Annotated in this window: 8 protein-coding genes and 3 tRNA genes; 8 read left to right on the forward strand and 3 right to left on the reverse strand. The window is 66.9% G+C overall.

What is annotated here, in order from left to right; translation table 11 throughout:
• Nucleotides 1–100: 100 nt before the first annotated feature.
• Nucleotides 101–1,438, reverse strand: a complete 1,338-nt coding sequence (locus LL946_RS04510; protein WP_404385213.1) for an alpha-hydroxy-acid oxidizing protein — start codon at nt 1,436–1,438, stop codon at nt 101–103.
• A 112-nt stretch (nt 1,439–1,550) separates the two neighbouring features.
• On the opposite strand from LL946_RS04510, the gene LL946_RS04515 reads away from it, so the two are divergent.
• The 4 genes from LL946_RS04515 to LL946_RS04530 all read left to right on the forward strand — a co-directional run bounded on the left by LL946_RS04515 (nt 1,551) and on the right by LL946_RS04530 (nt 3,399).
• Nucleotides 1,551–2,606, forward strand: coding sequence for a PHP domain-containing protein (locus LL946_RS04515; RefSeq protein WP_404385215.1), 1,056 nt, complete (start codon nt 1,551–1,553; stop codon nt 2,604–2,606).
• 79 nt (nt 2,607–2,685) lie between these two features.
• Complete coding sequence (locus tag LL946_RS04520) at nt 2,686–3,060, forward strand: GntR family transcriptional regulator (RefSeq protein WP_404385217.1); 375 nt, start codon at nt 2,686–2,688, stop codon at nt 3,058–3,060.
• 165 nt (nt 3,061–3,225) lie between these two features.
• Nucleotides 3,226–3,298 (forward strand) — tRNA-Glu (locus tag LL946_RS04525).
• 24 nt (nt 3,299–3,322) lie between these two features.
• Nucleotides 3,323–3,399: transfer RNA gene (locus LL946_RS04530), tRNA-Asp, on the forward strand.
• A gap of 75 nt (nt 3,400–3,474) precedes the next feature.
• Here the strand turns inward: LL946_RS04530 and LL946_RS04535 are convergent.
• Complete coding sequence (locus LL946_RS04535) at nt 3,475–4,230, reverse strand: lysophospholipid acyltransferase family protein (protein ID WP_404385219.1); 756 nt, start codon at nt 4,228–4,230, stop codon at nt 3,475–3,477.
• Nucleotides 4,231–4,285: 55 nt separating this feature from the next.
• Nucleotides 4,286–5,209, reverse strand: a complete 924-nt coding sequence (locus LL946_RS04540) for an NADP-dependent oxidoreductase (protein ID WP_404385221.1) — start codon at nt 5,207–5,209, stop codon at nt 4,286–4,288.
• A gap of 122 nt (nt 5,210–5,331) precedes the next feature.
• Here LL946_RS04540 and LL946_RS04545 point away from each other — a divergent pair, with 122 nt between their 5' ends.
• The 4 genes from LL946_RS04545 to dpdF all read left to right on the forward strand — a co-directional run bounded on the left by LL946_RS04545 (nt 5,332) and on the right by dpdF (nt 12,132).
• Entirely contained in the window at nt 5,332–5,673 is a 342-nt protein-coding gene (locus LL946_RS04545; protein ID WP_404385223.1) for a DUF2200 domain-containing protein, read from the forward strand.
• 72 nt (nt 5,674–5,745) lie between these two features.
• A tRNA-Phe gene (locus LL946_RS04550) sits at nt 5,746–5,822 on the forward strand.
• A 546-nt stretch (nt 5,823–6,368) separates the two neighbouring features.
• Nucleotides 6,369–9,596, forward strand: a complete 3,228-nt coding sequence (gene dpdE, locus LL946_RS04555; RefSeq protein ID WP_404385225.1) for a protein DpdE — start codon at nt 6,369–6,371, stop codon at nt 9,594–9,596.
• On the forward strand, nt 9,589–12,132 hold the full coding sequence (gene dpdF / locus LL946_RS04560; RefSeq protein ID WP_404385227.1) for a protein DpdF: 2,544 nt from the start codon (nt 9,589–9,591) through the stop codon (nt 12,130–12,132). Before dpdE ends, dpdF begins: the two co-directional genes overlap by 8 nt.

A 12,132-nucleotide genomic window follows, 5' to 3' on the forward strand; every position in this document is an offset into this window, starting at 1 on the left:
GCACTGCTGCGCCCCACTGCAGCAGTGCACACTCCCGACCTGTCCCGGCTGTGCACTGCTGCGCCCAGTTGCAGCAGTGCACAGCGCGACGCCGGGGGTGTCAGCGAGGCGGCGCGGGGACGACGAAGTCGCCGGACCTGATCTCGGCGATGCTCGCGGCTCCGGCCAGTCCCATCGTGAGGTCGAGCTCGGCCACGACGTCCTCGACAACGGCCTGCACCCCGTCGGCACCGTCGAGCGCCAGCCCGTAGATGTGCGGGCGCCCGATCAACGTCGCGTCGGCGCCGAGAGCGAGGGCCACGAACACGTCCGCCCCGGACCGGACACCGCTGTCGAGGAGCACGACAGGCTCCGGACCGACGCGCTCACGGATCGCCACGAGGGCGTCGAGCGAGGCGACCGACCGGTCGACCTGGCGTCCACCGTGGTTGGACACGATGATGCCGTCGATGCCGGACTCGACGGCTCGCTGTGCGTCGTCCGGGTGCAGGATTCCCTTGAGCAGCACCGGCATCCGCGTCCGTCGGCGCAGCGTCTCGATGTGAGTCCACGACAGGCCCGGGTTCGAGTAGATGTCGAGGAACGTCTCGACCGCGGCCCGCGGCTCGGCGGAGCGCAGGTTGTCACGCGTGCCTCCGGGATGACGTCGCGCCTGGTTGACCAGGGTGCGGGCGCCACTCGCTGCCGCCACGACCTTCTGCGCGCCCGTCGTCCCCGCGAGCGGCGACGGCTCCTCACCGGCGGCGGCCACGCGCTCGCGCACGATCTCCATGAAGCGCGGGTCCGAGGTGTACTGCGCGATCCCGACGCCCTGCGTGAACGGCAGTGAGCCGAGGTCCAGATCGCGCGTCCGCCAGCCGAGCATCGTCGTGTCGAGCGTGACGACGAGCGCCCTGGCGCCGGCCGCCTCGGCCCGTCCGATGAGCGAGTCGACGAGCCGCTCATCGACCGACCAGTAGAGCTGGTACCACCACGGCACGTCCCCCATCGCCCGGGCGGTCTCCTCCATCGGCGCGCACCCCTGCGTCGAGAAGATGTACGGCGTGCCGGCTGCCGCTGCCCCCTGCGCGATCGCGACGTCCGAGCCGGGGCGGACGAGGTCCGCAGCGCCGATCGGCGCGATCATGACGGGTGCGGTGAGCGAGGTGCCGAGGACCTCGGTGCGCAGGTCACGACTGGTGTTGCCGTGCAGCATCCGTGGCACGACCTGCCACCGGTCGAAGGCGGCGCGGTTAGCGCTCACCGTCGCGCCGGACCCCGCTCCGCCGGCGACGTAGGCCCACGCCTGCGGGCTCATCGCCTTGCGCGCCCGGCTCTCGAGCTCGTCCGGGTGGGTCGGCACCCGGGGCGCCTGCCCGAGCGTGCCCCGGCGGTAGATGCTGTTCTGGCGCAGGCGCCCGGGTCCGACCGGGGGCGCGGGAGGTCGCTGCTCGCTCACGCCGCCACGCTATCCACGCCAGCCCGACTTCGTGCCCCACAACCACCGCCAGATCGCCAGAATCCGCCTGCCACGGTGGTCCCGGGGCACGAAGACACGTGAGGATGGGGCCATGGTCGCGCTGCTCCCGCCCCTCGAGGCTCCCGTCGAACCCACCGACGCCCTGCGACGAATCGCCTTCCTCCTCGAGCGCACGCGAGCCGGCACCTATCGCGTCGAGGCGTTCCGCAACGCGGCCAAGGCCCTCAAGGCCCTCAGCGACGACGAGGTCGCCCAGCGCGCCAGCGCCGGCACCCTCCAGCAGATCCAGGGCATCGGGAAGTCCACGTCGGCGGTGGTCGAGGAGGCCGCGCGCGGTGAGCTGCCGGCATACCTCGAGTCGTTGCAGGACAAGAGCGGTGGTCCGCTCGTCGAGGGAGGCGAGGACCTGTATGCCGCGTTGCGCGGGGACTGCCACCTCCACTCCGACTGGTCCGACGGCGGGTCACCGATCGACGAGATGGTGCTCACCGGTATCGAGCTCGGCCACGAGTGGATGGTGCTCACCGACCACTCCCCCCAGCTACGCGTCGCGAACGGGCTCACCGCCGAGCGGTTGACTCAGCAGATCGCCATCGTCGACGCGATCAACCGCGGCGTGGGACAGGCGTTCCGGCTCTTCAAGGGGATCGAGGTCGACATCCTCGACGACGGCTCGCTCGACCAGACCGACGAGATGTTCGCCCAGCTCGACCTCGTCACAGCCTCGGTCCACAGCAGGCTGAGGATGAACTCGGCGCCCATGACGAAGCGCATGGTCGCAGCCGTCCTCAACCCCCGCGTCAACGTGCTCGGGCACTGCACCGGACGTCTCGTCACCGGCTCGCGCGGCGTCCGTCCGCCGTCCGACTTCGACGCGCGCGCGGTCTTCGAGGCCTGTCTCGAGGGCAACACCGCCGTCGAGATCAACAGCCGCCCCGAGCGCCAGGACCCGCCGGACGACCTCATCGAGCTCGCCCTCGAGATCGGCTGCCTCTTCGCGGTCGACTCCGACGCACACGCCCCGGGGCAGCTCGACATGAAGGCGTACGGGTGCGAGCGCGCCGAGCGGCTCGGCGTCCCGTGGGAGCGCATCGTCACGACCTGGGACGCCGACCGGCTGCACGCCTGGGCCAACCCGGTCAGCTGACCGGTCCGGGTCGCCCCCCGTCCTCACGAACGGGACGGATGAGCCCCGTTTCGCAGGACCCTGTTGACACACTGCCTCCATGAGCGACTTCCTCGTCACGGTCGACGACACCGCGGCCGACCCACCGTACGAGCAGGTGCGGGCGCAGCTCGCCGGGCTCATCGGCCGCGGTGATCTGGCCGAGGGCGATCGCCTACCCACGGTGCGTGCCCTCGCCGGCGACCTCGGCCTGGCCGTCAACACCGTCGCCCGCGCCTACAAGGAGCTCGAGGCGGCGGGCCTCGTGACGACGAGACGCCGTGCCGGCACCGTCGTCGCGGGCGGAGGGCACGCCACGGACGTCGCGCTCCACCGCAGCGCGGCCGCCTACGCAGCCAGCGCAGCCCGCGCGGGGCTCAGCGAGTCCGCGGCCGTCGACCTCGTCCGTGCGGCACTCCGGGAGGCTCGCGCGTGAGGTGGGCGCGGGTTCCACACTCTGCATGAGCCGGCATACGAAGGCGGTTTCCGAGCATGGACGGGGCTCGTTTTGGAACCTGCGCGATGGTCCCTTATGCTTTCCGAGTCCACGACGGATCCGAGCGCTGCGCGCTGCGCGACGTGGGTTCCTGTCGGGAGACGGGTCCCCATCGTCTAGCGGCCCAGGACCCCGCCCTTTCACGGCGGTAGCACGGGTTCGAATCCCGTTGGGGATACGCAGTACGGTCTTGCACCAGCAAGGCCCCGTAGCGCAGTTGGTTAGCGCGCCGCCCTGTCACGGCGGAGGTCGCGGGTTCGAGTCCCGTCGGGGTCGCCAGCACGAAGAGGTCCACACCACCAGGTGTGGGCCTCTCGTCATGTCGCGGCAGCGACAGGTCCGTGAGGCGCGACCTCAGCCGTCGGATTGACTGCGCGGCACGCCGTACTCGTACGCCGCCTCGAGACCCCGCAGCTCCTCGATGAGGTCGATGAGCCGGCCCATGACGTCGTCGGCCACGCGACGCACGGTGGCCTCGTCGGGGTCCGGCCCCGCGAGCGCCACCACGTCGATCGTCTCCCCCACGAGCACGCTGACCTCGGGTGGCAGGGCGAGGTTGCGGAGCAGGCGGCGCAGGTTGTCACGACGGCCGACGATGTCCTGGGCGCCCTGGAGCGCCACGGGAACGACCGGGGTTCCGGTCCGCAGGGCCAGCCGCACCGCACCGGTCTTGGACCGTTCGGGCCAGAGGCCGGGGTCGCGCGTGATCCGTCCCTCGGGGAACAGCCCGACGGCCTCACCCGAGGCCAGGGCCTCGGCGGCGGCGTCGAGGGAGCGAGCAGCGGAGTCCGACCCGCGGTGGACGGGGATGAACCCGAGGCGGCGCACCATCGGACCGAGCAGCGGCGCCGTGAAGACCCCGGCCGTGGCGAGGAGCCGCAGCGACCGGCCGAGGTCCCGGCAGGCGATCGCGAGCAGGACCCCATCGGCGTAGCTCGTGTGGTTGGCGACGACGATGAGCGGCCCGCTCGGCAGCTGCTGGGCGACGGACCGGCGCCCCACCTGCCGGGCGGCCTCGAGGCGGGCGACGCTGGCCACGAGGCCGCCCGCGACCGCCGCGGCAGCCCCGTAGAGCAGCGCTCCGCGCCGACCCGGCTGGCTCCAGTCCATGGGCGCCGAGGCTATCGGGCCGGACGCCCCGCCTGAGCCGTTTCGGGGCGGTCGGTCAGTTGCTGACCTCGATCGCGATCTTGCCGCGCACGTGTCCGCCCTGGCTGAGCTCGAACGCCTTGGCGGCGTCCTCGAGGGGGAAGACCTCCGCCACCGGGACGGTGAGCCGGCCGGCGTCGGCGAGGTCCGCGAGCGCCTGCAGGTCGGCAGCGTGCGGTCGCACCCAGGCCGAGATCCCGCCGGCTTCGGCGACGGCACCGTCGGTGATCGACCCGTGACGGCCCCCGTCCTTGAGCACCGCCTGGGTCGCCTCGAGCACGCCGCCGACGAAGTCGACGGCGACATCGACACCCTCAGGCGCCAGCTCGCGAACGCGCTCGGCGAGCCCGTCGCCGTAGGTCACCGGCTCGGCCCCGAACTCGCGGAGGAACTCGTGGTTGCCCTCGGAGGCGGTGCCGATGACCCGGGCACCGAGGTCACGTGCGATCTGGACGGCGAGGAGGCCGACGCCACCGGCAGCGGCGTGGACGAGGACCGTGTCGCCTTCGCTCGTACCGAGCCGGTGGAGGAGCTGGTATGCCGTGAGGCCGGCGAGCGGGAGCCCTGCGGCCTGGTGCCAGTCGAGGCTCTTCGGCTTGCGGGCGACGGTGCGCACAGGTGCGGCGACGAGCTCGGCGAAGGTGCCGTGCTGGGCCCAGTCCTTGCGGGCGTAGGCGATGACCTCGTCGCCCGGGGCGTACTCAGGGGTGTCCAGCCCGACCGCCTCGACGACGCCGGACACGTCCCAGCCCGGGATCGCCGGGAAGTCGGCCTGCATGAGGCCGTCGAGGTAGCCGCCCATGACCTTCCAGTCGACCGGGTTGACCGAGGCGCTGCGGACCCGGATGAGCACCTCCCCCGGTCCGACTCGGGGGTCGGGGACGTCGGTGAGGGTGAGGGTGTCGGGGGTGCCGTACTGGCTGTAGGTGATGGCTCGCATGCTGGGGGCCAACGCACGGGCGGCAGGGTCGCATTCCGGGGCGGACGGCATACGGGCTTCGGGCGGGTGGGGCGTCGGGTGATCGTCGGGTGGGCGTCGGGTCCGGCGGATACCCTCGGAGGGTGCACAGGATCTTCACCACGAGCTTCGCTTCGGTCTACCCGCTCTACGTCACCAAGGCCGAGCGCAAGGGCCGCACCCAGGACGAGGTCGACGAGGTCATCCGGTGGCTGACCGGCTTCGACCAGGCCGAGCTCGCGAGCCACCTGGAGAAGGAGACGACCTTCGAGGACTTCTTCGCGCAGGCGCATCTCAACCCGGCTTCCTCGCTCATCACCGGCTCGGTGTGCGGGGTGAAGGTGCAGGAGGTCGAGGACCCGCTGATGAAGCAGATCCGCTACCTCGACAAGCTGGTCGACGAGCTCGCCAAGGGCCGCCCGATGGAGAAGGTGCTGCGCGCCTGAGCGGTTTTCGGACCCGCCCGCGCGTTGGGTTATAGTTGCCGTCGCGTCCGGGAGACCTGGCGTTTGTCACACGGCCAGGTAGCTCAGTTGGTACGAGCGTCCGACTGAAAATCGGAAGGTCGACGGTTCGACCCCGTCCCTGGCCACCACCCCAGCCGCAGGTCAGAGGCCCTCTGACCTGCGGCTTTGTCGTTCCCGGCCGTCGGGCGCTCGGTGGGCGAGGAACCGTGAGAGACCCCGATTTACCCCCAATGGCCGTGAGATGTTGCACGAGATGTTGCACGAAATCTCGACGTCAAGAGACCTCGTGAAACGGCCGTACGTGGTTCGATACGCCCCCCGGGGCTACCGACACGGTAGGAGGCCCAACCGAACCCAGCGATGACCGACCGAAGCACAGGCTTTCGCTCGGCTTCGACTGCGCCTACAACCCGTCGCGGTCGCCGCAGAATTTCAGGCAATAGTGGCCTTTAAATTCGACCCGCAGGCGGCCATCGACTCGTCAAGGCATCTTCTGGCGACATAAACACCGCACCGTGATGCGATGCAACTTGCCGAGTGACCAAGGCCCCCGCCTGAAGCACCTTCAGGTTTCTCGCGAACGGCGCGCATCTCTCGGCAGCCTTCATTAGAGTGCTTCGAGTGAGCCCGATCATGGCTCGCGTAGTACTTTCTCTCAGGGGTTGGTGACACGGGTGGCTGGCACGATCGGCTCGCTCGTCACGTTTGACGGCGCTCCGGGCATCGGCCGGATTGCAGACCTTGAGGACGGCAAGGCACGCGTTGTCTTTTTCGAGTCCCCTGTCGAAGTCGAGGCTGACGCCCACTGGATCGCAATAGATCGACTGCGAGGCGTCGCACTGGACGTACAAACGCGAGTGTTCGTTCCGAAGCTCGACGGTCGATGGTGGGCTGGGCGAGTTGTCGGTGGTCGCGCTCCGGATTACTTCATTCGGTTCCCGAACGTGTCCTCTGACGTCGATATCCCGGAGTCCAGTCTCCGGGTGCGTTGGGATCAACCGACCAGGGACCCACTCCAGGTGCTGTTAGCTGGCGCCAACGAGACACCGCGGTTCCGTGATGCGCGCCAACCTGTCCGCGATCTGCTGCTCGCCGAGCGGGCGGCTTCGACGTCGGCAACTGGCTTGATGTCGGCGGGAGTTGCCATCCACGAACATCAGGTCAACGCGGCGCTCCGCATCATCAACGACCCTATTCAGCGTTACCTCCTCGCCGATGAGGTCGGCATGGGCAAGACCATTCAGGCTGGGTTCGTCGCACGGCAGTTGCTCATCGATAACCCGAGTCGGCGGTTCGGCTTTATCGTTCCGGACGCCCTCCGTGAGCAGTGGCAGGCCGAACTACGGGACAAGTTCTATCTGGATGATTTCGCGACCCCTGACGGACAGTTGCCGTTCGCAGTCCTCGGTCACGATGAAGTCGAGGAGTGGCACAAATTTCGGGGCGCTGATCTTCTCGTCATTGACGAAGCACACCAATTGACTCGTGTCGACTCACCTGACGACGAGCCGTACCGACAGTTGGCATCCGTCGCGCACGCGGTTCCTCGGCTGCTTCTTCTTTCGGCAACACCCTTCTCGCGAAAGGTCACGAGCCATCTGGCGCTGCTGCACCTGCTCGACCCTGAACTGTTCAAATGGAGCGACTTGGCGGGCTTCGAACACCTCCTGGACACTCGGCGTGAACTCGCGATGGCCGTGTTCGGCCTCGAGGAGGAGCCTGACCCCGAGAACCCCGAATTGCTTCAGTATCAGTTCGATGCCCTCCGACGCCTGCTCCCCCACGACAATCTGTTGACCTCCGCAATGGCAGTGGCTCAGGAGGCATTCGGCGAGAGCGGCGTTGCCAACTCAAGTGACCTGAATCGAGCCGTTTCCACGGTACGGGCCCACGTGTCGGAGACATATCGCCTACATCACCGCGTCGTACGCAACCGGCGCCACGTCGTGCAGCAACACCGACTCGATGACGAGGGCAACATGGCGCCGTTCGAATTTACGGGCCGCGAGCGCCCTAAGGTCATCCGTTTGGATACCGCTGAAGGCGACGCTGTCGTCGACGCGGTCGAGACCTGGATCCGGATGGCTGCGGCGGAAGTCGCCGATGCCGGACTGGACCCGCGGCCATACGCCAACGCGGCCAGTGTTCTGGTTTCACGCCTGGGCGCAGCAACCGTTGCGGACGCCGTTGCTGTCCTGAGGGCTCGCCTCGAGCAATCCTCGAACGAAGCTGTCCTCTCGCCGCAGGATTTCCAACGCCTCACAGAGGCGGACGTGCTGTCCTTTGAACGGCGCGTTCTTGACGACTTGCTGGAAGTTGCTGATCACGACGCATGCCGGAACATCGCCGAAGCGATCGCGAAGCGCGTTCGACCTGGTCAGCGCGCAGTGGTCTTCTGCGGCCGGGGAGCCCTCGCAGGTCAGGTTGCGGCAGCCCTTCGGTCGTTGCCAGCGGCGCCACGGCCTGTTTACGAACACCTGGGTGACTCACCGAACGGCTTGCGCCAAGAGACGGTAACCGCTTGGCGTGCCAGGGGCGGTGTGCTCGTCGCGGATCAGAGTGGCGACGTCGGCCGCAATTTTCAGCAGGCCGAGATTGCCATTCACGCCCGCCTGCCTTGGAGCCCGACCGAGTTCGAACAGCGCATCGGTCGGGTTGACCGCTATGGCACCGGTCGCGCCGCGACGCAGTTCGTCATCTCCGATCTCGACCCCGACGGGCTTCACACCATGTGGTTGCGCGTTCTCGGGAATGGGTTCGGAATCTTCGGACAGTCGATCTCAGCCATGCAAGAGATAGCCGACGGGCTTGCCGACACGTTCTGGGCTCAAGTGCTGGTCGAAGGGCGCGAATTTGCCGTCGACAGAAATCCTGACGTTCAGTCAGCCCTTGGTGCTGAGCGACGGCGGATCAACGAACTCGATGCGTTGGAATCGAGTTATGGCGGAGGTGAGGGCGAGACACTCGCTAAGAACATCTCGAAATTTGACTCTAGGCACGAGCAAATCGAGCGGGCCTTCATGAAACTCGTCACCGGCGCCGAGGGCTTCATGCTCTCAAGCAGGAGCCAGCCCGATGGAAGCATCCGCTTCGATCGGGATCCGCAGCAAGCACCACTCGTCAGCCCTCGGTTGCTCACGCGGGTGGTCACGCGCCCGGAGACTCGGACCGGGTACTTCGACCGCTGGCAGGTGACCCCCGGGCGTCGATTGTTCCGACGCGGCAACCCGTTCGTCGATGGGATCGAGTCCGTCTTGGAGATTGACGATCGGGGCCAAGCCAGTGCTCAGTGGCGACTCGATCTGCGATGGTCATTTGACCCACTGGTGTACTTCGGATACGACTTTCTGGTCGAGGCGAGCCTCGACCCCGTCATCAGCGCACTAGGACAAGGATCAGACGGTTTCGCGGTTGCTAGGCGTCGCGGCGACGCCGCACTCGCGCCGGTCTTCAGGCGGATATGGATCGCGGTAAATGACATGGCACCCGTAGCAGACGAAAGCGTCGTCGCATATTTGGATCAGCCGGTCATGAGGGGCCGCGACGTCAACTTGAACGCCGCAAGGATTTCGGCTCTGCATGGCGTTTTGGGTGGGGAGAATGTCCTTCAGGTCGTCGGTCCCGAAGGTTTTGCGGTTGCACGATCCCACCTGGCTCAGGTCGCGGACCTTGTTCGGGTGACAGAAAATGCAGCCGCGATCGTGCGCGCGAGGACGGATCTTCTGGTTGCCCAGACCAAGGCGCGCCAGGCGGCCTCCGGCCTGGTTGCCGATCCGGAGGCTTGGGCACGCGAGATCGCGGTGGGCCGTGCTCTTGAGGAAGGCGTCACGTCGCCGAGCATCCGGCTGACGGCGGTCACATGCTTGGTGCGTTCCGCTCAGTCCTGGAGTGAATATGTCTAGAGACGACCTGAGTGTCGCGTCGCAAGCGCTTGGCGCTTGGCCGACTGCTCCGCAAGTCGACGGTGGGTCCGCGATCTCGGACGCCTGTCGACGCATGCTCGATGCAATGACTGGTCTGGATTCTGGGGCATCAAACTGGCGGGACCTGGCAACCCTGCTAAGGCAGGTCCTTGTGACTGCTGCAGCGACTTATGGGTCTAGCCCGGCACTAAGCGTTCCAGTTGGTGGCTCGTGGCCGAGCGCTGAACAGTGGCGTCAGTTGAACTGTGTTCCCACAAGCCTTGCCGATGGGCGCCTGAGCATTCGCGCCGTCAACTGGGCTCCAGGTAGGACGGACGAGCGCGAGGAAGGGAAAACGGGCGGAGAAGAAGTGCTCGCGGCTTTTCGGGACGCCGATCCGATGTTCGCGTCGGTACGAGCCGACCCATTCTGGCCACGCGCCCACGGCCCGGAGTTCGAGGCATACCGCGGTGAGTCTCAGCGTCAAGCTGCTCGCGCAGCGGTGCTGAGTCGTGACGAGACGCTCATGGTTGCGCTCCCGACGGGGCGCGGAAAGACCGCCGTTGCGTGGTCCAAGACCATGCTGAGCTCGTCCGGCGTCACGGTGGTGGTTGTGCCCACGATCGTGCTCGCTCTTGACCTCGAACGCCGGACCCAAGAGTTGGCGCGCAACCGAAAGCTCAATTTGAGCCCGCTCAATCGGTATGCCTACGTCGGTTCGCTGGACGCAGCCACCAAGGAGTCTCTGCGTGCAGCGCTTCGGTCAGGGGCGCAACGCCTCCTGTACACGAGCCCGGAAGCTTTCGTGAGTGGACTTGCTCCGGCGATCCTCGACTGTGCAAGCAAAGGACGGCTTCAGCAAATCGTGATCGACGAGGCACATCTGATCGATCAGTGGGGGACCGACTTCCGGCCAGAGTTTCAAACAATGCCTGGGCTCATTGCTGAGGCTCGCAACCTCGCTCCGGATGATTCACGTCCGGCGGTACTGCTCCTAAGCGCCACTTTGGGGCAGCGCTCCGTCGATGTCCTTCAGCGTCTGTTCGGGGCGGGTGGCTCAGAGTTCGTATGGGGCACGGAGTTGCGTGCTGAGCCTGCGATCTTCATCGACCGCGCAGAGGACACTGGGACGCGGCGGCAGGCGATCCTGGGCGCGGTCGATGCTCTTCCGAAGCCGCTGATTCTCTACGCGACGCGGGTGCGGGATGCCAAGGAATGGGTCAAGTTTCTCCGTGACGCCGGCTACGGGCGGGTCGCGGGCATCACTGGTGAGTCGACAGAACTCGAGCGGGCGGAGGTTGTGGAATCAGTGCGGGGTGTTCGAGCAGACGGTCGCCGCACTGTGACCTCGGTGGATGTGGTCGTGGGAACGTCTGCCTTTGGGCTCGGGTTGGATCTCCCCAACGTGCGCAGTGTCGTGCACGCCTGCGTACCCGAAACGATCGACAGGTACTACCAAGAGGTTGGTCGGGGCGGGCGGGATGGCAGACCAACGGTGGCGTACTTGTGCGAAGGCCCCGGGGACCGCGATGTTGCAAAGCGCCTGAACTCAGCGGTTCTCATCGGCGACGAGAAGGGCTGGAGTCGTTGGCAGGATCTCTTGCGCCAGGGCAAAAACGTCTCCGGGCTTCGATACAGAGTCAACCGAAGCGTCGTTCCGGCCTACCTCCCAGAGGGCTTCAATGAGAGCGCGCAGTGGAACGTTCGCACGCTCACGCTTATGGCGCAGGCCGGGGCGATCAAGTTCCAGGTTCCCCGGTGGCGCGACGAGGGCGACGAAACGGACCGCGACACCTTCTACGAGTCAGTGCAGGACCTGCTGGAGTTTGAGCTGGCAAACGGGGAGTTTCTGAACCGCCCTGGCTGGACCAGGGCAACGGAGGGACTGCGCTCCGAACTCCGGGCATCCCAAGAACTCGCGCTTGGTGCCATGTTCGATGTACTGGAAGGTCATCGCTGTGTCGGCAGAGTCCTGGCTAGCCACTACCGAGTTCGATATAGGGGGGGTCTGCTCTGGACGTCGCCGCGATGCAGGGGATGCCCGCACTGCCGCATGAACCCTGACTCAGCACCGGGTCTACATGTGCCAGAGCCAAGTCCGCGACTCCCGAGAGTGGGGACGCTGGCTGATCCGCTAAAGGCATGGCGAGGAGCCTCGCCCTGGGCGTTCGTTTGGTACCCCGATGGCGCCGGGCACGACGTGATCCTCACGCGACTGGCGCAGCGAGGCTTGCGCTTGTTCGCGGGACTCGAAATCGCTGAGGCGGATGCCCTTCAACGAAGCGTTCCGACGTCTCCTGTGATCTTGGACGATCCTGAGTCGGTCGTCCCGCTCATGTCGAACCATCCCGATCCACTCGTGGCTGTGATTCCGGATGGACGCCTGACACGAGGGCTTAGAGAGCGGCTGGACTTGGGCTTGATCACGTACGTGATCGGCCCGCAGTCCACATTGAGTGACGTCAAACCAGGTTGGACGCTGGCGGACACCGCCGACGTGAGCATTCGAGCGAGCACGCTCATGACGGAGATGTGA

This window comes from Knoellia locipacati (assembly GCF_044791685.1).
In the GTDB taxonomy this organism is placed as follows: domain Bacteria; phylum Actinomycetota; class Actinomycetes; order Actinomycetales; family Dermatophilaceae; genus Knoellia; species Knoellia locipacati_A.

Excerpts from the sequence above, each read along its gene's own strand:
- LL946_RS04515 (WP_404385215.1), top strand. The coding sequence starts at position 1,551 with ATGGTCGCGCTGCTCCCGCCCCTCGAGGCTCCCGTCGAACCCACCGAC.
- LL946_RS04520 (WP_404385217.1), top strand. The coding sequence starts at position 2,686 with ATGAGCGACTTCCTCGTCACGGTCGACGACACCGCGGCCGACCCACCG.
- LL946_RS04535 (WP_404385219.1), bottom strand. The coding sequence starts at position 4,230 with ATGGACTGGAGCCAGCCGGGTCGGCGCGGAGCGCTGCTCTACGGGGCT.
- LL946_RS04540 (WP_404385221.1), bottom strand. The coding sequence starts at position 5,209 with ATGCGAGCCATCACCTACAGCCAGTACGGCACCCCCGACACCCTCACC.
- dpdF (WP_404385227.1), top strand. The coding sequence starts at position 9,589 with ATGTCTAGAGACGACCTGAGTGTCGCGTCGCAAGCGCTTGGCGCTTGG.